The sequence below is a fragment of the Shewanella polaris genome, from assembly GCF_006385555.1.
Classification (GTDB): Bacteria; Pseudomonadota; Gammaproteobacteria; order Enterobacterales; family Shewanellaceae; genus Shewanella; species Shewanella polaris.
On the sequence record NZ_CP041036.1, the window covers coordinates 3,166,915 to 3,191,769 of the forward strand.

The following is a 24,855-nucleotide window of genomic DNA, read 5'->3' on the forward strand; positions in this document are numbered from 1 at the left end:
GGCTCCTAATCAACATAGTGGTTAACATTAAGACGTAGCAGAATAACCAGCTGTTATCAAAAAGTCATATTATTGCTATAGGTTACCTACTTAAGCATAATAATCTATAGCTGAATGTAAACTCCTTGACGGATTTGTCATCAAGCTAACCTCTTGTGCTGAAATTTCATCCAATTGGCTGTCGCCATCACGTTGATCACTTGGTTGACCTTGTTGTTCATTTTCCTCATCACCTTGTGAAACATGACTATCAGTCAATTGTAATCCTTCTTGAGATAGCATATCTCGTAATCGAGGCATAGCTTGCTCAACAATATCACGGGTTTGCGACTGGGCAACATGGAACTGCACCTGTGTTTGGTCGCCCTGGATTTGAATTTTAACCGTTAAATGCCCAAGTTCAGGTGGATCAAGACGAATTTCAGCTTGTTGAATGCCATTACTCACCATGGTTATCAACTGTTGTTTCATCACAGGAGAAAAGCGTTGGATCATCTCTTGCATCTGCACACCAGCCTCGCCTTGTGTTCTTAACGATAACTGAAATTGTGGTACATCACTTTTATGTGCAGGAGTCAAACTACTCAGATTTTGTAGCGCTTTATTGTCAGTATCACTCACGCTGGCTAATGCATCCATTCCCAAGTTAACTTGATGAATGTTAACAGACACATCAGCTGAAGTGCGTTTTACCGCTAAGGAATCCAGTACCACGGCAAAATCAGCTTTTGCCAATACTTTGGCACTATCTGCATCCAATTGAATATTGCCATCAATGCGGGTTTTATCTCCTAAAATAGTTTTAGGATCAATTGCCGTCGTTGTTGATGCAGATTCAAGTGATGTTGCCGAACCATTAACTCTAGAGTTTAATGAATTATTTGCTGTACTTACACCGCTAGCACTGGCCTGTCCAGGTATCGCTACGCTTGCGGCCACCGACTTATCAATATCACTTTGTTTATCGTCATTAACCAAATCGCCAGATTCACCATCTTTGCTATCAACAGAGGTATCCATCATGGCTAAATTAGAAGCATCAGCACCCAGTGATTGTAAATTAAATTCACTAATTAATTTATTTAACGCCTGGTTGTCTAGCGCTTGTAAATCTTCTAAAGACAAATTGGCAAATGCCATAATCTTATCTAGGTCTTCAGTACTGAGCTGAGAAAGAGCTTCTGTGGCAGTTGCAAAATCAACTGGTAAATCAATCGTATCAATAGAATTATTAACAACAACGTCGTTTCCAGACGCGGATGAAAGAGTCGCGTCAAAATCACCTTCGGTCATCTCGCCGAGCGGCAAGTCTTTTCCGTCGGCGGCATTACGGTTATTCAATGAGTCAGCCATATTAAGCTGCGCAAAAATCATTTCCGCATCGGCATTTTCTTCTGAAGAATACTCAGTGCCAATATCGACATTCGCTTTTTCAACTTCGGTATTAAACGAGTTCTTCGTTGTATTAGCGTTACGTTGTGTAGCAAGATTGGATTCGTTTGCTTGATCTAAAGCAGATAAGAATGATTTATTATCAACATCTTGCATGTTTCCTTTCATACTCACATCAGCAGATTTACTGCTACCGCCGAGTAAAATATTGTTGACCTGCTGCATAATCTGCTCCACTCAATTAAACAAAGTTAGGTAATTTATCGTCTAATAACCACGTGTCAATGAAACTCTATACGCGCAATATTAGTCTTCTGGCGATGCAAAAGACGATGAAAAAGTTCATTGTAAAACTTACTAGTGAGCTATGTACTGTCGCTTCACTGACGATTTCTACTTATATTTATAATGTTAAGCAATTTAGGTGCCAATATTTATTGACTAACAATCTTTAAATTAAAGACGATAAACAATAAAAATGCGGAGAACGGAGTATAAGTGATATTTAGATTAGGTTAAGAAAGACTATTTCTTTTTTTGACGGAAATATTGCTGCATAGCAAATTCATCTGACATTTTTTGCTCGCGTTTGGCTTCTAGTACCATCGCTTTATTGGCTTTTTGGGCCAATAACATGTCAACCGCTTTACGCTTTTGTTGTTTTTCTTGCCAATGAACTTGACGATAACCGACTTGCTTTTCGGCATCTTGAACCGCTGAAACTTGCTGTGTTATCGCACTATCTACTTGACGAATAAACTGATGAAATTGATGATATTGATTTGCCCGTAACGTCGTTCCTGCATGCCCTTCCATCTGTTTCATATAATCTAAACGATAATTGTTCAATGCATCTAGCTGACCTTGGCGTTTTTGTTTTTCAAATTGTGCAGATTTAAGCTGTAATGCCGCCTGTTCTTCTGCAGAAGTGGCTAACTTCAGTACTGTTAATAGGGGATCAGTTCGAGTCATTTATGTTATCCCTGACACTGTGCAGCTATTTGAGTCAACATTACTCGACTGTCTTCAAATGTCACAGGCTCTTTAAATCCCTGACGTAAAAAAGCATTCATTGCGGGTTGTAAGCGGATTGCATTATCAATCCGAGGATCACTGCCCTGAGAATAGGCCCCAATTGAAATAAGGTCACGATTCTGCTGATATAAAGAATACATCTGTTTAACTTTACGCATCGCTTCTAGATGTTCCACACTAATAACCATAGGTGCGACACGGCTAATCGATGCTTCCACATCAATAGCAGGATAATGACCCGAATCGGCAAGTTGGCGAGACAACACAATGTGACCATCTAAAATAGCCCTTGAAGCATCAGCAATAGGATCTTGTTGATCATCACCCTCGGTCAATACAGTATAAAATGCCGTAATAGAACCTTGTCCTGCGCCGCCATTACCTGCTCGCTCAACCAAACGTGGAAGTTTAGCAAATACTGAAGGTGGATATCCTTTAGTGGCAGGCGGCTCGCCTACCGCTAACGCCACTTCTCGCTGCGCTTGCGCATAACGGGTCAGGCTATCCATGAGTAATAAAACATCGTAACCTAAATCTCTAAAATACTCAGCGATACGAGTGGACGTTTCACAAGCCCGTAAACGCATTAATGGAGATGTATCTGCAGGCGCAGCCACCACAACAGAGCGCGCACGGCCTTCATCACCCAAGATTTCTTCAATAAATTCTTTAACTTCTCGACCACGCTCACCTACTAAACCCACCACAATAATGTCGGCTTTAGATCCTCGAGTCATCATGCCCAATAGTACACTTTTACCCACACCGGAACCGGCAAATAAACCCATACGCTGACCTTTACCCACAGTCAACATTGAATTAATCGCGCGAACACCAACATCTAACGGTTCAGTAATCGCGCGTCGAGATAATGGATTAATATAAGGACCATGACGTGCAGCATGTTGATCGGTATTAAGCGGACCTAGACCATCTAATGGCACACCACTACCGTCTAAAACCCTACCAAGTAATGATAAACCAACATTTAATCCCGATTGCTCACCAAGTGGTTGAACTCGAGCTCCGGGCAACACACCTCTTAGCTCTTCAATAGGCATTAAATAAAGTAGCTTGTCATCAAACCCTATGACTTCAGCTACCAACTCACCCACCATAGTCTCAATAGAACATAAACTCCCCACCGGCGCACGACACCCAGTGGCTTCGAGTGTTAAACCAACCACCCTAACTAACTGACCACTTGCAACAGGTCGCAGCGGTAATACATGCTTATGATGTACCGCAAATTTATTAAATAGTTTATGTTGACGAGTACTCATCAGTGTTTCCTTAAGATAAGTCATTCTGTGGAGGCTGAATATTATCCGCTTTATCAGCTCGCACGGGATCGTCACTTACATCAGGACTTGTATTAGGAGCAACAACTTGGTCAACATCAATTGATGCTGAAGGTGGATCCCTTTTTTTATCCACCACAGACTCAGTCGTTTCGGTAACATCGTCTTGGATAGCCTGATGTTGAACTGAACTGTCGGTGCCAGACATATCACTAACGCCATCATCCATTTCTTTACCAATATCCCTGTCGGCAAGCTCTGCAGTGTGTTGATGTTCACTTAAATTGTCGACTGATGTGGTTTGGTATTGAGGATGAGTGGCCTTTTGTTGTTTTACATTTTTGGCTAACTGATTTGACTGAGCATCTAACTCGCTAAACACTTGATTGATGCGTTGTTCAACTCGTAAATCGACAGATGAACGAACACTGTGGAGCATACAATCACCATTTGATAATGTCGGATCAATATCAATCTGCCACTGATTTTTTTGCAGCTGTTCAGCACTAAAGCTTTGATTCACGATTTCCGAATCAGTTTGATTCAAGCGAATTTTAACCAGTTGTTCTTTTAGTGGAAGTGCGTCAACACCTTGACGTAAAGCCGATAAGATATGCTCTGGATGCGTCTTAAGTTCATGGCCAATAACCGCTTTTGCAAGGCTTAACGTCATGGCAAGCAGCTCTGCTTCTATTTCGTCATCGAGTATTGATAATGGTTGCTCAAATTGATTAATAATGTGATTTAGTTGTTCACCAAGTTCATTGGCTTTTGCTTGACCAGTTTCTAATCCTTGTTGCTCACCTTGAGTAAAACCTTCAAGATGTCCTTGCTCTAGTCCTTCTAAACGCCCTTGTTCTAATCCTTGTTGATAACCGTCTTGCTTACCTTGTTCAAAACCTTCTCGTTCTGCCGCAGCTCGGATCTCTTCAATTTGCGCCATAGTTGGTGGAGCCATAGGTTGGCTCGACTCGGTCACAGGGTCTGGTGTATGACTTCCAGAAAACTTACCAAATAAATTTGAAGGACTTTGACTACGATCTTGAGTAATATCAGGTAATTGCCAATGATGAAACTCATGCTCATCATCCGCATTAAGTACCTTTTTAGGTGATTTTGATTCTGGCATAATGGATCACTTATATTGTTGAAGTCATGGTTTCAAAGCAAACAACAGGGCATCACATTATAGTGTGGCGCTCATGGTAAATATACTAGGGTCTGTTGATCTTTGCAGGTTAAATTTTGTTCGAGATAAAAACGTTTTAATCGAGGCGAGCGGATTGCTGCCTAGCAATCTAAGCTAAATTCGCTCAACAAAGAGTAAAACGTTTTTAGCCGAACCCTTCGGGCAGCGTTTGTTGGTCATTTTTACTGCGTTATCGACTTTTTATGTAGAATAACTACACCACAAAGTCTCTGCCTTGTACAAATGACCAACAATTCGCTGCAAAAACAACCTTGAAAGATCAACTGGCCCTAACATAACCCAGAGCAATCCAATAGAGAAACCACTCATATCATGATGCTAATGATTGTTATTGGTTACAAGAATTCGTCACCACCACCGCCACCTAACATAATTTCACCACTGTCACTGAGACGACGAGCAATAGATAAAATCTCTTTTTGTGCCACTTCAACTTCACTAATACGAATCGGTCCCATGGCTTCTAAGTCATCACGCAACAGTTCAGCCGCACGCTTAGACATATTACCCAAAAGTTTCTCTTTCAGTCCATCATCAGCACCCTTAAGCGCTTTTATCAGAATATCTTGCTGCACTTCACGTAATAAGGCCTGAATACCACGGTCATCCACATCAATAAGGTTTTCAAATACAAACATCATGTCCTGGATTTGCTGTGCCATTTCTTCGTCAGTGTCGCGCATCGTTTCCATGATCTGGCTTTCAACCCCAGTATCAAGATAATTCATAATATTGGCAGCTGCTTTCAAGCCCCCCATCTTCGCGGCTTGAGCACCACCTTGACCAGCGAATTGTTTCTCCATAATGTCATTCAACTCTTGCAATGCTGCAGGTTGAACTTCCTCAAGATTAGCAATACGCATCATTAAATCTAAGCGGGTATTCTCTGGAAACTGGCTAAAAATTTCAGCGGCTTGATCGGGTTCTAAATACGACAATACAATAGTTTGAATTTGAGGATGTTCATTTTGAATGATCGTTGCTACTTGACGTGCATCCATCCATTTTAACGAATCAAGTCCTTTAGCGCCGCTACCCATGATAATTTGTTCAATCAAATTACCGGCTTTATCTTCACCCAACGCAGCGGTCAACGCCTTACGGACGAACTCTTCACTGTTAAAACCAATAGACGAATATTTTTGAATATCATCTAAAAATAATTTATGAACCCCGATGACTTTTTCTTGGCCAAACTCGTCCATAGCCGCCATCGCCATGCCCACTTTTTGCACCTGCTTAGGCTCTAAGTGTTTTAAAATTGACGCAGCATCTGCTTCACTCAAACTCAGCAGTAAAATAGCTGTTTTTTCGACGCCAGTGACAGACTCTGGATCGAAACCCGCAACTGCCGCTTTTTCGGTTTTTTCTTTTTTTTCATTAGCCATTGTCTTGTAACCAATTCTTAATTACTTGAGTGGAAAGTTCTGGCTCATTGGCCACGAGAGCTCTAATTGCTTTAATCATATCATCATCTTTATGCAAATTAGGTATGTGAATTGATCCGTCATCAGCATAACTGTATTCCGCCTCTGTAGTATTAAGCATACCTAAGGTGTCTGCGGCATATTGATCTTCAATTTCGGCTAATTCATGTCCAGGACGCACATCATCAGGCATCTCTACCCCATTCGGATTTGTTAGCTTCTTAAGCATAGGTCGAACCACAGCTAAAATAAGCACTAAAATAACAAGTGCACCTAAAGCCAATCTTATCGCTCGCCAAAACCAAGGCTGCTCCCACATATCCGGCTCTGGTAATTCTTCAATTAACTGATCCATAAAGGGAACGGTAACCACTTCGAGAGCATCACCACGTTGAGTACTAAAACCTACCGCACCTTCTAATAAACGGCGAATATTGGTCAACTCTTGTTCTGTTCTTGGCACCCGTGATACTTGGCCATTCTCATCAACTTGACCGGGCTTAAAGTTAATTGCAACAGATGCACTCACACGGCGTACAACACCAATTTGCTGACGTGTATGGCTTATCGTTGTGTCTAATTCATAATTTCGCGTGGCTTCTTTTGAAGAGTCTCCTGAAGTGGTAGAACTAGAAGCCTCACCTGCTACTTCTGGAATAGCAGACTCCATTGGAGGTTGATTACTTAACGCACCAGGAATTCCACCAATACCTTGACCAGATGAGTTACGTTCAATCGTCATTTCACTGCGAATAGCAGGTAAATCAGGCGAGAAACGTTTAGCTGTTTGTTCCACTGCGGTAAAGTTCATATTGACATCGACTTGAGTGGTAAAATTCTCAGGCCCTAAAATAGGCATCAATATTGATTCAATTTTATTACGATATTCAGCTTCTTTTTGTTGTACCAACTCAGACTCACGACGAGCTCTTGCAGAGGTGCCATCTTGGCTACCAGAATTAAGTAAACGGCCATTTGAATCGGTTACTGTTACGCGTGAAGGAACCAGCCCTTGTACTGCAGAGCCAACAATATCAACAATCGCATCAATCTCTTCCTGGCCTAAACCGCCACGACGAACACTCACCACCACAGTCGCACTTGGTTTAGACGCATTACGAGCAAAAACGTTTTCTTTCGGTAATGCTAAAATCACTTTGGCACGACTAATACTTTTTAACTCTTCTATCGCTCGGGCTAAATTGGATTCTTGGCTTTGCTTTAAGCGAGCTTGCTCCATGCGCTGGCTTACACCAAAACCACTGTCTTGACTTAAATAGTCATTTGCTTGAGTGCTACTTTGAATTCCCGCACGGCTAAGCAGTAATTTTACATCTTGATATTTATCTTCAGGCACTTTCACCACATCAACATTTATTTGATAATCGATTTGGTTTTTATCGAGAACATCTAAGACCTGGATCATTTCTGCGGTTTCCATTTTACCCAATGGGCGATAATCAGGCTCCTGCGCCCACATCATCACAAAAACCGCCAACGCAAGACAGATTGCCAATGCCAGAATCATGATCACTTGACGCATCATGTCGGCACCACCTGCACCGCCAAGCAATCCAGATTTATTCTCTTGCTGGACTCCGTCATCAACTGTTGAATCTGAACCTACCATTATATCTGTGCTCACAATACGTACCTGCTATATCTGATGATGTTATGTAATTTAGTGCTTAAAAACGTTTGCACTAAACAGGCATATTCATAATTTCTTTATAAGCATCGACCAGCTTATTACGTACCTGCACCGTTGCCTCAAACGCAACACCAGCTTTTTCACGCGCAATAACGGTATCAGACAAGGACACAGTGGTGTCGCCCATATCTAAACGAGTGGCCAAATTTGCTGATGTTTGCTGCAATCCATTAACCGTACCCACGGCTTGAGACAGTAGCTGACTAAAATCAGCTCCCGTCGTGTTATTCACTTGTTGGGTTAGGTTAGGACGAATAGATGAACCAATAGAAGGAGCTATTTCGCCACGAAGTGACTGCATTTCTTGCATTAATGGATTTGCGCTAATCTGCATGGTGTAACTCCCTTTCGTCGATTTTTTGACGACAATAATAACTAATAAAGAGTTAAAGCAATTTAGATGCCAAGATGTTAAATAACAGGAGAAAGATAGAAAGTAGGAAGGCAAAAATAACCTATTCACATAATGGAATAGGTTATTTGTTGGTATATAAAGCGGTATCAATCTAATTTAATGAGCAGAAATTAAATTATTAGAGTGCTAAATCATAGACTTAACAAAAAACTGATAACTGCAATTTTTACTATGTAGGTTGCTATGCAGGTAATTGGATCCCCATATCACGCATTTTAGCCATTTTATAACGTAACGTGCGGGCACTGATCCCCAGTTTTTCTGCGACCATTTTCCGACTCCCCTGACATTGATTAAGGGTTTCTAAAATAATCACATGTTCTTGGGCTTTTAATTCATCGCCTAAACCGTCTACGTCAACAGGCTTATCAGTATCAATACTCTCTGTAGAAACCAACTTCACATCGGCAGAGTCAATAATAATATCATTGACGCCAATATCATCATTAGCTCGTAATATCAGTGCACGTTGAATAACATTATCTAACTCACGCACATTACCCGGCCAACGATGGGTTAATAAACGCCTAGTAGCAGCATCATCAAGCTTAGGTACAGAAATCATATTAAATGCTTTTGCATGCTTAATCAGCAAGTGTCGCGCCAAAGGTAGAATATCTGCAGGGCGTTGATGTAGCGCAGGCCAGGTTAACGGAAAAACATTAATTCGGTAGTATAAATCTTCTCTAAACTCACCCGAGGTCGCCATGGCTTTTAAATCTCGATTTGAGGTTGCCAGTACTCGCACATCTAGTTTAATGGTTTTGCGACCACCTAAACGCTCAACTTCGCGTTCTTGTAATACCCTGAGTAATTTAGCTTGTAAGCCAAGTTCCATCTCGGATATTTCATCAAGTAAAATGGTGCCGCCTTGAGCTTGTTCAAATTTACCAGGGCAAGCTTGATAAGCACCAGTAAATGCGCCTTTTTCATAACCAAACAAAGTGGCTTCTAACATGTTTTCTGGTATTGCAGCGCAGTTAATCGCAATAAACGGCTGATCATGGCGTTGACTATGTTGGTGAATAAACCGCGCCAACACTTCTTTACCCGAACCACTAGGCCCCATAATCATGACCGATGCATCTGACACTGCTACCCGCTGAGCCAGCGACAACAAGGCTAAACTTTTCTCATCGGCAACCACAGGTTTATCGTGGTTTTGCTTTAACGGTAAATAACGTGACACCTGATTCAACAACACTTCAGGCGCAAACGGTTTAGCAAGGTAATCTACTGCACCTAATTTCATTGCACTAACAGCGTTGTCAATCGTCGCATAAGCGGTCATTAACAATACCGGCAGTTTAGGTTGATGTTGCTGTAAATAACCCAGTAAACCCAATCCACCAATGCCTTCCATCTGCACATCGCTAATCACTATATCAAAATGGTTTGCTTTCAAGGCCAAAATAGCCTCTTCGGCACTACCGACATCAACACAGTCGTAATGGGCAAGCATGAGAGTATCAAGCAATGCTTCACGTAAATCAGCGTCATCCTCAACTAATAGAATACTTGCTTCAGCCACGCATCACCTCCTGATCAGTTGTTTTTTTAATGTGGGGAAAGCTCAAACGTATATGGCACCCCATACCAGGCTTACATGACAACTGAATGTGCCCGCCATGATTACGTACTACCGACTGGACAACGGCTAAGCCTAAACCTGTACCTTGGCTCTTTGTAGTAAAAAAGGGTTCTAATATTTGCTGTTGCATTGACGGCTCGAGCCCCTTGCCATTGTCGATGACATCTAACAATAGCCCATCTGGGGTTTCACTGGCACTGACTTTTATTTTTGTGGCGCCTGCTTCAATACTATTCATCACTAAATTATTCACCGCAGAGCTCAATGCATTAGCATTGGCAAGCATTAATGAATGCGATGTATCTTCAATGACAAGCTGACAATGTTTTTTATCTGCAATAGGCTCGCAGCTCGCCATTACTTGACTAATAATCTCTTCCATTGTAACTGATTCTGCCATTCCCTCTTGACGACCTTTAGCCATCAATAACATATCATTAACTTGACGCTCTAATTCATTCAATCGATCAACCAACTTAGATTGAAACTTAGTCCGAGCGGAATCTGATAATTTAGGACTGGCGAGATTAGAAGCATAGAGCAAGGCGGCAGATAATGGCGTACGCACCTGGTGGGCTAATGTCGCCACCATTTTTCCTAACGCCGATAAACGTTGTAAATGAGACAGGTTTTTCTGTAATAAACGAGTTTCGGTAAGATCGGTTATCACTATCAACTGTCCAGACTCTGGTGCCAATGGGGTTATGGCCAATTTTACTCGGCGACCATTTTTTAATGACACTTCATGTCCATCATCATCTTGTGGAGCAAAAGCACGATGAATAATGTCAAACCAGCGGGCACCTTGTAATGGACGACCGAGTAACTCGGTTGCAACTGGGTTAGCGAGTGTCACCACGCCATCGCCATCAATAATCACCACCCCAGATGGCATAGCTTGGAGAATATGCTCCATTTGATTAGACATATTGGCGGCCTTACTGGAATAAGCACTAACAACGGGAGCACTTGAATGAGCAACGCTTTGACGTATCACATTAGCATTACGCTGCTGCATAGATACTGAGATAGCACTGTTCTTCGTAGTTTGAGACACTGCATCAGGTGTTCTAAGTGACGAAGCCGACGCAGATAATTCAAAACCTGAATCATCGGTAGGTGATAACGCTCGTGCTGTATACATGGCCGCTCCGTCAAAATAATAACATTTGAAGAACTCAATGCATTTACTGTGCCAAGAAGATTTTATTGATATTTAGGCTTTGACATTCTGTCACCCATAAAAAAACACACCCGAGGGTGTGTTTTATTGGGTTGAGTATATAATTTAGTCTTTACTCAAACCATATTTACGCATTTTTTCGACCAATGTTGTACGGCGAATACCTAGCATTTCAGCGGCTCTTGCAACAACATTATCCTGCAATTCAAGCGCTTGACGGATCATGTCAATTTCCAGCTCCGCTAATAAATCCTTTAAATTAACCCCTTCAGCCGGCAGTTCACTTGGAAAGCGTGTTTCCGGAATATCAACGGGTTCTTCATCACTAAATATCGACGCTAACGCATCTCGCTCTAATTGTTCTTCATTCACTTCGACACAATATTCAGGCACATCAATATAGCGATACTTATGGGGTAGATCATTTACGTCAACCAGCCCACCAGGAAACAAAATGGTTAAACGTTCAACTAAGTTAGACAATTCACGGACATTACCAGACCAAGAATGTTCTTTTAACGATTCAATAGCCCGTTGGGTAAAACGAACCTTGCCACGGCCTTCATTAAATACTCGATTAACTAATTCATGGAGTAATAAAGGCACATCTTCACTGCGCTCACTTAACCCTGGCATTTCAATTGGGAATACATTGAGTCGATAATATAAATCTTCGCGGAACAAATTATCAATAATCATGGTTTCAAGATCGCGATGCGTCGCCGCAACAATACGAACATCTGTCGCGATAGTTTTACTGCCACCAACACGCTCAAATACCTTTTCTTGCAATACACGCAGCAACTTAACTTGCATTTGCAGCGGCATATCACCAATTTCATCTAAAAATAATGTGCCGCCTTCAGCTAATTCAAAACGACCTTTACGTGAAGATATCGCTCCAGTGAAAGAGCCCTTTTCATGACCAAACAATTCACTTTCTAGCAACTCCGCAGGAATAGCACCACAATTGACCGGAATAAACGGTCCATCGCGACGTTCAGATAAATAGTGAATATTACGCGCGACAACTTCTTTACCCGTTCCCGATTGCCCCAGTACTAATACGGTGGCATCAGAACTTGATACTTGATTAATCAAGTGACGAACTTTAGCAATACCTTCGCTGCGGCCCACTAAACTACGAAACAACTTGGTTTGATTACCACTGGTTAATGTGTAGTCTCGTTTAGCTTGACCAAACACTTGACAAAAATGAAGTAGTTCAGTTAATTGTGGATAATTTATCGGTTCTTCGATGGTGCCAAGGAGGCTAGATAAACTGATATCGATATCACCCAGTAACAACATGGGTTGCCAAGGCGCTATCACAGCAATATTTTTAATACTGTCTGTATCAATGTGATCTGTCTCCATGATGAGGGCGCGGAAACGAGATTGCTCGAGTAAGGTCAATAAGCTCTCGGTTGAAACAATCTCACATTCTTCGCCTAAAAATTCGAAAATGCAGCATAAACGAGACACACGCTCTGATGGGGTACCGACAATTAAAATTCTTTGTTCTATTTGCATCATTCAGAAGGCCAAAGCTCTTGTTATAGGTATTTACTCGGGAAGGTTATAGCCAATAAGCTACAACACCAAATACAGTGTAGCCAAAAAATTGACTACTGTGACAATATACTATCATTATGTCTAAACAGGGTTGTTAATTTGTTAATTAAAGCAAAAACGCAGTCACAACAATAGATACAATCATAAATACTGTATTATCAAGCCATCATAAGCAAGTATCAGTTACATTTTATCGATATCAAGCCACATTTTTTTTAAAAATGCTGCTTTTTCATTCAAAAACTCTAATGGATACTAATAAGCATACCGCTTTGTTATTTTCATTCACTTTAACAATAAGCCAACTACCCGTTTATCTACAAGTAGAATCACTGTAACCCAGATAGCAAAAAAAGACGCTATGCGTCTTTTTTATTACTTTTGTTACAGTATGCCTATGCTATAACGATTAACTCGCTTCTGAGGTTAACTCGTGCATATTTTGTGGGATTGTATCCCAACCTTCTTTAATGGTTCTAAGCAAAGCCGAAACTTCTTCGAGCATTTCCACATCATTAGCAACATTGGCCTCTGATAATCGTCTCAACATATATTCATAAAGAGAGTCTAGATTAGCAGAAATTTCGGAGCCAGCATCCATGTTTAAACTACCGCTCAGCCCAGCAATAATACTCACTGCTTTACCGATATTTTCGCCTTTTTGCGCAGCGTTTTTCTGCTGAATTGCATACTTAGCTTGTGCAATACGTTGCAATGCGCCTTCAAACATCATTTGTATAATGCGATGCGGCGAAGCCACCGCAATTTCGCTTTCTAGCGAAACTTTTCTATATGACTGTAGTGAGCTTCTCATAAATACCTACCTATCTGAATCAATACTTTTATAAACATTAACTTGACGTTGGTTTTTCTTTCCTAAATGTATTTCAGCATGCAAACTCTTCATGACTAACTTTGCTTTCACCTCAAGGCTTAATGTCAGCTCCAGTTGGCGTTGCAAATAATCTTTTTGCACAAACGAATCATCTGCAATCAAAACATTCAATAAGTTTTGACGCTTAGCAATCAACTCTTGCAAATCTAATACCAACTTATCAAATTCTTCTGTATCATTTTTGCTTTTTAAACTATCTAGTACTATTCTGCATTGTTCGCTGGTTGCATCTAAATCATCAAGTAACATTTTTTGTTCTATTGTCGTCATTTAATTTCAACTCGCCATCATCTTTTAAACAGATTAATTCCACAGGTTAATCAACCATGGGATTAATCATTTTGGCTCACAAGCCCTGGAAGTGAATCGAGTCGAGATTGCAAATCGGAACTCTGGGTGCTCAGTTGTCCCACAATTAAATCCATATAGTTATACTGGGTATACAAGCGCGCTTCAAATGCGGCCATTTTTGTGGCAAACGCTTCACGCTGATCGGCCAAACGTTCTAAGCTACTGTCAAGCGAGGTATCACGACTATCAATAATCGATCCGGTACCAACATATGAGTCTAAATAACCATCTAACTTGGTTGCGACACCACTATCTTCAGCAGTAAACATATCTTTAATACCACTGATATTACTTTCTAATGCAGCAGTTAAAATATCATCATCGATTTCCAATGTGCCACTGCGCGTGGTGGTAATACCGATAGAGGCAAGTGATAAATTACCATCGGATGTTGAAAATGACGAAGACATTACATTACGTAATTGACTCTGTATCCCGCGAGGTAAAGAGTCACCTTGCAAAGTTCCCGCAGTTTGGGTGGCCGCATTGTAACTAGTCAAACCAGAAATTGTCTCTGACAGCGAATTAAACGCCTCTACGAATGCCTTAATGCCAGTTTTGACTGAACTAGTATTTTGGGAAACCGTTAGTGTAGTCAACTCGTCAACATCAGCATCTTTAAGATTAAGCGTCACACCATCAATGGCATCTTCAACGGTATTACTGCTTGAAGTGAGCTTTAGTCCGTCAATATAAACAATTGAATCTTTAGCGGGTTGTAACTCGGTCATGGCAAAGGTATCTGCTAGCACAGTTCCCGCACCAGTATCGGTCGCTGAAACCGTTATATTATTGGCGGTACCGGTTTCATTAGACGTTAATACTAATTTTGCACCGTCATCACTGTTCACTATGGTTGCTGTAACACCAACATTATCATCAGCATTATTAATTTTCGCTACCAATGTTTGTAAAGTGTCATCTGCGGTGACATCAATATCAAAGCTATCACCATCAATGGCAAAGTTTAACGAGCCCTCATCTAAAGCCGCAGTCACATCACTCACAGCCACAGAACCCACTTTTTGACTCTGTGCTAACTGCTCAACAGCCACACTATAGCTACCTGACACAGCATCATCCGTTACCGTTGAACTTAAATAAGTGCTCTTTGACAGTTTCACAACCTGGCTATCAAAGGAATCGGTATCAGAGAGAAAGCTTAAACTATCTTGAAATTCGGATAAGGCGCTTTTTAAAAAACCTATCGCTGATATTTCGGAGTTAATCTCACCCTCTTTTGCGTCAAATTGAGCAACCTTAGGAGCTTGTTCCGAGCTAACTAAAGCCGATACAATACCGTTAATGTCTAGGCCAGATCCTAGCCCTACCGATGTTAATCCCATATTTACCTCAACTTATCTCAACTTAGTGACACAAAAAAGCGCATAATTGACTTTTTGCCATTAGCAATTAGGCTTCTGTTCTCATCAACAAACCTTTTACATCCTGCAACTTTTGCGCCAACTCTAACGCTTCATCACTGGGGATTTGGCGTATGATTTCACCCGAATTAATATCCATTACTTTAACAATAGCGGAGCCTGAATCTTCATCAACCGAAAACGCCAGCCCTTTATTCATCAGTGACATCACTTCCGACAGCTGCATAACCACTTCTTCTAAGGCTTCTGTCTCAGATTGCTCTGCTTTAGCGTCAGCTGCAACTTTAGCATTTGCTTCGGTTTCAGCTACCGCGTTAACCAACGACACTTTATCGGCCTCTGCTACATAAGCGCTTTTATCTACCGCTATATGTGCTGCGACATTCTTGCCTGATAGAGCATTTGAAGTCGCTTCAGATCTATTCGTTAAAGCTTCAGGCCTATTTGTTACAGAGGGGCTTACAGGTGATCCTGTAATACCCATTGAATTATTATCCATAACATCCTCTCTAAATCATGTAATCACGATTAATGCTTTATTCGTTTAGACCACTCTGTCAACAAAGTCACATTAATTCAGCAAATCGTCAATTAGCCTGCTCGTCAAAACATTAGCATACTAAATAGTACTGTTAAGCTCTATGCCTATCTAGTTTCAATGCATTAGTTATCTATATATAAACAAAAAGGAAGATTCAACAGTGTGAATCTTCCCTTCCAATTTTGACGCTATTACTGATTCACTCAGTGAGTTACTATCAAACTGCTATTCACTATACTCACTAAATTATAGTAGTGATAACGCAACTTGTGGCAACTGATTCGCTTGTGCAAGCATTGAAGACGACGCTTGTGATAGAATCTGCTGCTTACTTAACTCAGCACTTTCTGAAGCAAAGTCAACATCTTGAATACGGCTACGTGCATCTGACACGTTATTTTGAATATTACTCAAGTTACTAAGAGTAAAGCCCATTCTGTTTTGTGTTGCACCTAAATCAGCTCGTTGACTGTCAATATCAGCTAAAGCTGCATCAATTACCGCTATCGCATCTTGAGCGCCGTCTGCCGTTCCGATATCGACATCTTTAATTGTATTTAACGTAGAGGTACCACCAGCAGTCGTAATCGCTGCCGTAGTACCTGTTACAGTGAAAGCATCACTAGAAGCAAACTCTAACTCAGAATTAACCACTACACCGCCAGCATCAACAACATCCGCAGTACCCACTACGCCATCAGATACCGTCGCCATGGTCATTGTGCCAGTAGCAGGCCCTACCGCTTTAATACCTGCAACATCGTCTGCAGAAATATCTAATGTACCAGTATCCGAATCATATGTAGCAGTGTGGCCATCTTTACCAATCGCAGTAGCCAAATCAGCCATGCTGCCATTGAATTTACTTAAATCATAACTGTCCGTACCAATCTCTAATGTACCAGTATCCGCAGCGGTAAAGCCTGCAAGCTGAACAGATGCCTTAGTACTAACATCAACACCCGTTCCTAAAGCATTTAACGCTTCAGCAGCGGCTTTTGCATCCAGAGCTGAAATATCAGTTGCGACAGAGGTACCATCAGGGCCACTTAGCACAATATCTGATGCACCTGTTGCTGTACCGTAAGCTGTGCCAGAAGCTGCATCAGCGCCAAATACCGTACCAGCACCTGTCATTTGATTTTGCCCAAGAGCATTGGCAGAAACATCAGCTAAAGAGATAGAAATAGTTTCATTAGCATTAGAACCCACTTGGAATTTCTGGCTACCGTAGCTGCCATCAAGTAATTTTTGTCCACCAAATGATGTGGTATCAGCAATACGGGTTAACTCGGTCTGTAAAGAAGAAATTTCTTTTTGCATTGAAGTGCGATCTTCAGCAGAGTTTGAACCGTTAGCTGATTGAAGCGATAAATCACGCATACGTTGGAGAATGTTGGTTGACTCACCCATTGCACCTTCAGCCGTTTGCGAGATAGAGATACCATCGTTAGCGTTACGCATCGCAACACCAATACCATTAATTTGACTGGTCATACGATTGGAAATCTGTAGACCTGCGGCATCATCTTTGGCGCTGTTAATGCGCAGACCCGATGCTAAACGTTCCATAGAAGTAGCACTGTTGCTCTGTGCTGTGTTTAGATTGCCCTGCGCTTTCATTGACGTGACGTTAGTATTTACTGAAATAGCCATGATTTAATTCCTCGTATTCCTGACTGTAGACATTGCCTGTCTGTATTAAGCCAGGCGGATCATATTGGTTACACTTAAGGTAACGGCAAGAAAATGGAGAACTTTAGTTTTTTTTTACACCACACCAAAATAAATCAATAAAAATCAAATAAAAATTAAATAAACGTTTAAATTCAGTATATTAAGTTTACAAAAAACCGCCACTTAAATAAGTGGCGGTTTTTAATATCACGTTTAATAACTCTGTTAATGACTAACCAAGTAGTGATAACGCAACTTGTGGCAACTGATTCGCCTGTGCAAGCATTGAAGACGATGCTTGAGACAGAATTTGCTGCTTACTTAACTCAGCACTTTCTGAGGCAAAGTCAACATCTTGAATACGGCTACGCGCATCCGACACGTTATTTTGAATATTACTCAAGTTACTAATGGTAAAGCTCATGCGATTTTGAGAAGCACCTAAATCTGCTCGTTGGCTGTCTATGCCGGCAAGGGCCGCATCAATAACCGCAATCGCATCTTGAGCGCCGTCTGCCGTTCCAATATTGATATCTTTAACTGTACTTAACGCTGATGCCCCACCAGCAGTCGTAATCGCTGCCGTAGTACCTGTTACAGTGAAAGCATCACTAGAAGCAAACTTTAATTCAGCATTAACCACTACACCACCTACATCAACAACATCCGTAGCACCCACTACGCCATCAGATACCGTCGCCATGGTCATTGTGCCAGTAGCAGGCCCTACCGCTTTAACACCTGCAACATCGTCTGCAGAAATATTTAATGTACCACTATCCGAATCATATGTAGCAGTGTGGCCATCTTTACCAATCGCAGTAGCCAAATCAGCCATGCTGCCATTGAATTTACTTAAATCATAACTGTCCGTACCAATCTCTAATGTACCAGTATCCGCAGCGGTAAAGCCTGCAAGCTGAACAGATGCCTTAGTACTAACATCAACACCCGTTCCTAAAGCATTTAATGCTTCTGCAGCGGCTTTTGCATCCAGAGCTGAAATATCAGTTGCGACAGAGGTACCATCAGGGCCACTTAGCACAATATCTGATGCACCTGTTGCTGCAGTGTAAGCCGTACCAGCAGCAGCGGCAGCGCCAAATACAGTACCGGCACCTGTCATTTGATTTTGCCCAATAGCATTGGCAGAGATATCTCCAATAGAAATAGAAATGGTTTCATTAGCATTAGAACCCACTTGGAATTTCTGGGTGCCATAACTACCATCAAGTAATTTTTGTCCACCAAATGATGTAGTATCGGCAATACGGGTTAACTCGGTCTGTAAAGAAGAAATTTCTTTTTGCATTGAAGTGCGGTCTTCTTCAGAATTTGAACCGTTAGCTGATTGAAGTGATAAATCACGCATACGCTGGAGAATGTTAGTTGACTCACCCATTGCACCTTCAGCAGTTTGTGAAATAGAGATACCATCGTTAGCATTACGAATAGCAACGCCAATACCATTAATTTGACTGGTCATACGATTGGAAATCTGTAGACCTGCGGCATCATCTTTAGCGCTGTTAATGCGTAAACCCGATGCTAAACGCTCCATAGAAGTAGCAGTACTGCTTTGCGCGTTATTTAAGTTGCCTTGCGCCTTCATGGATGTAACGTTAGTGTTAACTGAAATAGCCATAGTGTAAATTCCTCTTCTTAGTTGAACGCCAAGACTTGGAGCTTGGCTAAACGGTTAATCATTAAACTGTTTAATTTTGTGGTAAAATTTTCGTGAATCAGAGCTCACAAAACATGTTTATATATAGTCAAACAAACTGGTCGAACTAATTTTACTGAACAAACTCGATGCCGCATTGAGCGCTAATTGTTGCTTTTCAAATTCGGTAATTGCCGAGGCAAAATCTAAATCTTCTAACTTTGATAATGCCGAGGTGTTAATCAACTTTTCATCAGTATGATTGTCGCTGTACTGTTGCAACACTTTTAAGCTGTTGCCAGTTGAGCTTCGCTCTTGACTCATTTGATTGACGCCGCTATCAATGTTATTCAAGAGCTGTGCCAACTCTGCTTGACCTGCAGGAGCTTGGGCATCATCGCCACTTTCATATAATGCAATAACCTTGCTGAAAGTATCGAATATACTGACTTGTGCCACTTCTTCTATGCTGAATGTATCGCCAATTTCAGGTTCACCATCAATGTTAATTTCCATGCCGTTAAACGCTATCGGCGCTGAAGCGTCAAAAGAAGCCGCTGGATAAACAATATTTGCCGTCGGTGTGGCGTTATCTGTCACCTCTACGTTCAGGCCACCTGCGCCGTCATCGGTGAATGCAAAGCTATATGTGTAGTCATTATCAACATAAGCAGCGCTATCAGTAACTTTGGCACTGGTAACCACAAAGTCGCCTTGCTGTAATGACGAATAATTGACGCCATAATCGCCCATGCCGCTAGGTGCATTCATAAACGCTGCATCACCGGGCACATTGGTATTAACTTGGACGCCCGCAGCGACATTGCTTTTTCGAATGCCTGAATCGCCGCTGTAAACCACATCGCCGTTATTATCAAAGGCAAATGGAATGTCGTTGGTGTTATTACCTGCAAAAATATAATTGCCCGATTCATCTTTGGTATTAGCAATGGACATTAATTGTTCAAGACTTTGACGCATGTCATCGGCAATCACTTGCCGCTCGGCACCTGTCATGCTGCCGTTAATACCGCGAAGCACAGACTCTCTCATACTGCTCACTAAGGTATCAGCTTGACCTAACTGGCTTTCGGCTTGTTGAATGTGGTTAGTGGCGTAATCAATATTTTTGACAAATTGGTCTATTAAGGTATTTTTTTGCTTTAGATTATCAATACCAATGGCCGCAACAGGGTCATCACCAGCGGTGTTGACTCTTTTGCCGCTGGAAATCTGTGCCGTAATGCTGTTAGTAGCAGATTGTTTCTCTAATATGCTATTAGTGTTTTGTTGAAACATTTGTCCGGTAGAAATTCTCATGATGTATCTCCTAACGAACCGAGCTAAATAAAGTATCGAAAATGGTTTGCGCTGTGGTCATAATTCTGGCGGCGGCTTGATAAGATTGCTGAAAACGCAATAAGTTTGCCGCTTCTTCATCTAGGTTAACGCCTGACTCACTTTGAACACGATCGCTAGCTTGTTGATATATTGCCGTGGCAGAACCCACTCGCACTTCTGCAGATTTGGTTTGGCTACCGATATCCAATTTAGTATTTTCAAATACACTGGTTAGGGTGCCTGTACCGTTATTCATTAATTTGCTGTTTGATAACCCAGCTATTGCGACAGCATTGTTGTTATTGCCTTCTGCAAATGCTAAATCAAATGTAAAGCTATCTGCGGTACCACCAGTGCCGCTAGTGGTAATGTCAAAATCCATACCAAAGGCATTGATGTTGTTATTGCTAATCGTGCCTGTGCCTAATGAAGAACCCGAACTATCAAAGGCTTCATAAGTATTAGGAACAGCAGCAGTATTTAACTCAAAGGTAATTGATGAGCCATTAACACTTTGAAAAACGGCGTTAGTTGAGTCCATGCTGTTTAAGCTAATTGCCGTATTACCAGAGTTGCTAGCATCTGTGGTTAATGTTGGCCCAGCTGCGGCAATACCTTTAGGGTCTGTCATCACTACTTTTAAGCTAGCGGCAGCACCGGCTGTTGGGCGAATATCAAATTTATCGCCATCAAGCATGGAACCACTAGCAATATTAATACTAAAACCAGCACCGCCAGTAAGTTCGCTACCCGTTAAGGTTAATGTGGTTTTCTCACCAGTTTGTGTATCTGTTAATTGGTAGCCATCAGCGGTAGTAAAACTCAACTCGTAATTGCCACCCGATAGCGCGCCCACATCATCAATATTAACTGACACACCTGCAGCTGTACCTGTATTGGTTGAATATTCACCCACTCGGCCTAACGCCATTAATGGGTCGTTGATATCACGAAAAAGGTTACTGCCAACGTCACCGTTTAAATCAAAACCTTTGGATTGCATTTCGTTAAATGTGTCTGCAATGCCTAATGCCATTTGACCAAGCTCAGCGCTGGCAGGTAATAAGGTGTCGTCTCTAAAAGAGAATAATGCGCCTAATTGACCGCCCAATTTTGAAGGGTCGACATTAAGAGTTTTATCGCCAATTGACGCATTAAGTCCCGGTTCATTTGGGTAAGGGTCACCAATACTGGTGCCTATCGACATCGACACTTCACCAGAAACCAACATCACAGAGCCGCCGAGCATGATTGATTTGGCGCCTGTATCTAACGGAATAACATTGACCTGGGCATATTCACTGAGCTCTAAAATAAGGGCATCTTGCTTGTCCAGTAATTGGCTATCTTCACCTTGAGATTTCATCAACTCTAAATTGATGCTGCCTAGTTCTGTACTGATCTCATTAATACGAGTGGTGATAGACTCTATTTGGCTGTTGGTTTGGGTTGTTTGACCATCCAGCAGCGATTGCATTTGATTGATACTGTTTGCCATCTGTTCAGCTGAACTGAGACTACTGCTACGCATACCAATATCGGTTGGTAAATCAGCCACACTATTAATACTTGCAAAAAAGTTGTTCAAGTTTTCTGGCACCATGCTGCCAATTTGAGAGTAAATTTGGTCTAATTCGCTTAACTTATCGTAAGACGTTTCAGCCGCGCTCATACTGGTTTGGCCTATACGTAACTCACGGGCAGCAAACTCGTTATAGACACGTTTAACATCGGACACATACGTGCCGGTACCATAAAAATTATTACCATAGCGTTGTGATTCTGTTGATGCTTGCGTGGCAACTTGTCTGTTATAACCTTCAGTATTAGCATTAGCGATGTTATTACTGGTTACACCCAGTTGTGCTTGAGATGCTTGAACGCCTGTGCGAGCGATATTGAGTAAGTCTACTGACATTATTTAGTCTCCACAGGTAATATAGATTTAAGGCCTTCTTTTACCGACTTCATCACATTGATAACCTTATTGGCATATTGAGGGTCAGTGGCATAGCCTGCTTTTTGCAACGCTCGAATAAATTGAGTTGGTTCGGCGGCAACCTTACGTGCATCTTGATAGCGATCGCCTTGGCTGATAAACGACACAAAGTCATTAAAGCTTTGCTCAAGGTTGTCATACATTCTGAAGTCCGCTTTTTGTTGCACCGCAATGCCTTTTTCAAATTCCAATGTATTCACTGAGGTTTTATCACCTTGCCAACGCTTGTCTGCTTTAATATTAAATAAGTTATGACTCATAGTGCCGTCGTTACGGCGTACCACTTTTTGACCCCAACCGGTTTCCAATGCTGACTGGGCAATTAATACCTCAGCCGATGTTCCCAATGATTGTGCGGCTTTTTCCGCATGAGGATACAACACCGAAATAAAATGCTCTGGACTGGTAAATTCACTTACGGCAATGCCTTTATCTTTTACTGCGTTAACCTTTGATTGCGGCAAACCTTTGCCTGCTTGTACCGCTTGGCTGGCTAATTGTTCACCGCGCAGCACACTGTTTAACTGTTTATCGTCTAACACACTAGTCAGTTGGGCCGACATGGGTCTCATCGATTCGGCGCTATCTATAACAGAATGGGCTATAACAGAATGCGATGCCGCTATTTGATCTTTTGGCGCTATAGCATCGAGAGTGTCTTTATCTAACTCGGTTGCTGGAGCAATAAACATACTTGGGTTAACTTTGTAATCACTATCACCACGCAATACCGATGCTGGTGTAATAGGGCTATCTTCAGGGTCTAATTGCTGAACCATGAGTTCTGCAAGCCCTAGCATGCCTTTACTTGATAAATCGACCGACATTTGCTGGTCACGCATTTGTTCAAAAAACTCGGTGGTTTCACTGTTCATTGGATTGTCTGACTTAAACGCGGCATTAGCATCTCGCATGCTTTTCATTAGCATTTGAATAAAGATACCTTCAAACTGCTTTGCCGCCTCTTTAAGTGCCCCCTTCTCGTCTTTCTGGGCTTGGACACGAAGTGAATCTAGTCCTCCTAGATCCAGAAAGTTCGATGAAGCTGACAACTTTTCCATAGTCATTCCGACAATATTTAGATAATGATAAGTTCACCATGCAAAGCACCTGCCATCTTTAACGCTTCGAGGATGGCAAGTACATCTGATGGTGCTGCACCCACTAAATTCACGGCTCTGACAAGCTCATCAAGTGTGGTACCCGGATTAAACATAAACATACGACGATCTTTTTCTGACACATCAATCGTACTGTTAGTGGTAACAACCGTATCGCCACCGGCTAATGCGTTAGGCTGTGAAACTTGGGTAGCTTCAGCAATGGTGACGGTTAACCCGCCATGGGTGACAGCCGCGGGTAATAACTTGACGTTCTGGCCTACCACTATGGTACCGGTACGTGAGTTAACAATGACTTTGGCCGACTCTTCTGCTGGAATGACTTCTATGTTTTCTAAAGTCGATAAAAATGACACCCGCTGTGATGCATCGCGTGGGGCACTCACTTGAATAGAGGTTGCATCAATAGCTTTCGCCATATCTGGACCGAGTAAATCGTTAATGGCATCGGCAGTGCGCTTGGCGGTCGAAAAGTCTGAGCGGCGAAGATTGAAAGTAAGGTAGTCACCACTAGCAAATGGACTGATAACACTGCGTTCAACAATGGCACCACTTGGGATACGGCCAACTGTTGGGGTGTTTTGAATAACCATTGAGCCATCAAGCCCCTCAGCGCTAAAACCACTGACAATTAAGCTGCCTTGAGCAATGGCATACACATTGCCATCGACACCTTTTAAGAAGGTTTGTAATAAAGTACCACCACGTAAACTTTTTGCTTCACCTAAACTAGACACGGTAATGTCAAGATTTTGACCCGGTTTAATAAAGGCTGGCATATCAGCATGTACTGCCACAACAGCAACGTTTTTTGAACTAGGACGAACAGAGTCGGGCAAATTAATACCGAAGTTTTTAAGCATGGTTCTAAACGTTTGTTCGGTATAGCGGGTTTTTTCCCCGGTACCAGGCAAACCAACCACTAAGCCATATCCGACTAATTGGTTACTTCGTACCCCTTGAATACTGGCAATGTCTTTAATCCGTTCGGCATGTACCGGTGCGGTTAGCATTAATATTGACGCGACTATTGAGACAGTCG

General features: G+C 41.9%; 20 protein-coding genes and 1 pseudogene. 1 reads left to right on the plus strand and 20 read right to left on the minus strand.

Annotated elements, in window-relative coordinates:
• Positions 1–90 precede the first annotated feature (90 nt).
• From FH971_RS13745 to fliH, 4 genes are all read right to left on the minus strand, one after another.
• Positions 91–1,617 (minus strand): flagellar hook-length control protein FliK, encoded by a 1,527-nt coding sequence (locus FH971_RS13745; protein WP_140234677.1) that lies wholly within the window; start codon positions 1,615–1,617, stop codon positions 91–93.
• A gap of 300 nt (positions 1,618–1,917) precedes the next feature.
• A complete protein-coding gene (fliJ, locus tag FH971_RS13750) occupies positions 1,918–2,364 on the minus strand; it encodes a flagellar export protein FliJ (protein WP_140234678.1) in 447 nt (148 codons plus the stop codon).
• A 5-nt stretch (positions 2,365–2,369) separates the two neighbouring features.
• Positions 2,370–3,710: a flagellar protein export ATPase FliI gene (fliI, locus tag FH971_RS13755; RefSeq protein WP_140234679.1), complete on the minus strand. Its 1,341-nt coding sequence runs from the start codon at positions 3,708–3,710 to the stop codon at positions 2,370–2,372.
• Positions 3,711–3,720: 10 nt separating this feature from the next.
• Positions 3,721–4,857, minus strand: coding sequence for a flagellar assembly protein FliH (fliH, locus tag FH971_RS13760; RefSeq protein ID WP_140234680.1), 1,137 nt, complete (start codon positions 4,855–4,857; stop codon positions 3,721–3,723).
• A 178-nt stretch (positions 4,858–5,035) separates the two neighbouring features.
• Here fliH and FH971_RS20710 point away from each other — a divergent pair.
• Positions 5,036–5,254: pseudogene (locus FH971_RS20710) on the plus strand (hypothetical protein).
• Positions 5,255–5,273: 19 nt separating this feature from the next.
• Here the strand turns inward: FH971_RS20710 and fliG are convergent.
• The 16 genes from fliG to FH971_RS13845 all read right to left on the minus strand — a co-directional run bounded on the left by fliG (position 5,274) and on the right by FH971_RS13845 (position 24,826).
• Positions 5,274–6,326: a flagellar motor switch protein FliG gene (gene fliG / locus FH971_RS13770; protein ID WP_140234681.1), complete on the minus strand. Its 1,053-nt coding sequence runs from the start codon at positions 6,324–6,326 to the stop codon at positions 5,274–5,276.
• Positions 6,319–7,998 (minus strand): flagellar basal-body MS-ring/collar protein FliF, encoded by a 1,680-nt coding sequence (gene fliF, locus FH971_RS13775; RefSeq protein ID WP_167496105.1) that lies wholly within the window; start codon positions 7,996–7,998, stop codon positions 6,319–6,321. Before fliF ends, fliG begins: the two co-directional genes overlap by 8 nt.
• Positions 7,999–8,068: 70 nt before the next feature.
• On the minus strand, positions 8,069–8,410 hold the full coding sequence (fliE, locus tag FH971_RS13780) for a flagellar hook-basal body complex protein FliE (RefSeq protein WP_140234683.1): 342 nt from the start codon (positions 8,408–8,410) through the stop codon (positions 8,069–8,071).
• 262 nt (positions 8,411–8,672) lie between these two features.
• The gene (locus tag FH971_RS13785) at positions 8,673–10,022 is read right to left on the minus strand and encodes a sigma-54-dependent transcriptional regulator (RefSeq protein WP_140234684.1); all 1,350 of its coding nucleotides are present in this window, start codon (positions 10,020–10,022) and stop codon (positions 8,673–8,675) included.
• Positions 10,015–11,226: a sensor histidine kinase gene (locus tag FH971_RS13790; protein WP_240778314.1), complete on the minus strand. Its 1,212-nt coding sequence runs from the start codon at positions 11,224–11,226 to the stop codon at positions 10,015–10,017. Before FH971_RS13790 ends, FH971_RS13785 begins: the two co-directional genes overlap by 8 nt.
• Positions 11,227–11,370: 144 nt before the next feature.
• Entirely contained in the window at positions 11,371–12,801 is a 1,431-nt protein-coding gene (locus FH971_RS13795) for a sigma-54 dependent transcriptional regulator (RefSeq protein ID WP_140234685.1), read from the minus strand.
• 448 nt (positions 12,802–13,249) lie between these two features.
• Positions 13,250–13,654, minus strand: a complete 405-nt coding sequence (fliS, locus tag FH971_RS13800; RefSeq protein ID WP_140234686.1) for a flagellar export chaperone FliS — start codon at positions 13,652–13,654, stop codon at positions 13,250–13,252.
• A 6-nt stretch (positions 13,655–13,660) separates the two neighbouring features.
• Entirely contained in the window at positions 13,661–14,005 is a 345-nt protein-coding gene (locus FH971_RS13805) for a flagella biosynthesis chaperone for FliD, FliT (protein WP_140234687.1), read from the minus strand.
• 62 nt (positions 14,006–14,067) lie between these two features.
• Positions 14,068–15,432 carry a flagellar filament capping protein FliD gene (gene fliD / locus FH971_RS13810; RefSeq protein WP_140234688.1) on the minus strand — a complete coding sequence of 455 codons (1,365 nt, stop codon included), beginning with the start codon at positions 15,430–15,432 and terminating at the stop codon, positions 14,068–14,070.
• A gap of 67 nt (positions 15,433–15,499) precedes the next feature.
• Complete coding sequence (locus FH971_RS13815) at positions 15,500–15,970, minus strand: flagellar protein FlaG (protein WP_240778316.1); 471 nt, start codon at positions 15,968–15,970, stop codon at positions 15,500–15,502.
• Between the two features lie 288 nt (positions 15,971–16,258).
• Positions 16,259–17,668, minus strand: a complete 1,410-nt coding sequence (locus FH971_RS13820) for a flagellin (protein WP_140234689.1) — start codon at positions 17,666–17,668, stop codon at positions 16,259–16,261.
• Between the two features lie 253 nt (positions 17,669–17,921).
• Positions 17,922–19,334 (minus strand): flagellin, encoded by a 1,413-nt coding sequence (locus tag FH971_RS13825; protein ID WP_140234690.1) that lies wholly within the window; start codon positions 19,332–19,334, stop codon positions 17,922–17,924.
• Positions 19,335–19,451: 117 nt separating this feature from the next.
• The gene (gene flgL / locus FH971_RS13830; RefSeq protein ID WP_140234691.1) at positions 19,452–20,672 is read right to left on the minus strand and encodes a flagellar hook-associated protein FlgL; all 1,221 of its coding nucleotides are present in this window, start codon (positions 20,670–20,672) and stop codon (positions 19,452–19,454) included.
• A 10-nt stretch (positions 20,673–20,682) separates the two neighbouring features.
• A complete protein-coding gene (flgK, locus tag FH971_RS13835) occupies positions 20,683–22,611 on the minus strand; it encodes a flagellar hook-associated protein FlgK (RefSeq protein WP_140234692.1) in 1,929 nt (642 codons plus the stop codon).
• Positions 22,611–23,753, minus strand: coding sequence for a flagellar assembly peptidoglycan hydrolase FlgJ (gene flgJ, locus FH971_RS13840; RefSeq protein ID WP_167496027.1), 1,143 nt, complete (start codon positions 23,751–23,753; stop codon positions 22,611–22,613). The genes flgK and flgJ overlap by 1 nt, the downstream gene beginning before the upstream one ends.
• Positions 23,754–23,770: 17 nt before the next feature.
• Positions 23,771–24,826 carry a flagellar basal body P-ring protein FlgI gene (locus FH971_RS13845; RefSeq protein WP_240778504.1) on the minus strand — a complete coding sequence of 352 codons (1,056 nt, stop codon included), beginning with the start codon at positions 24,824–24,826 and terminating at the stop codon, positions 23,771–23,773.
• Positions 24,827–24,855: the final 29 nt, after the last annotated feature.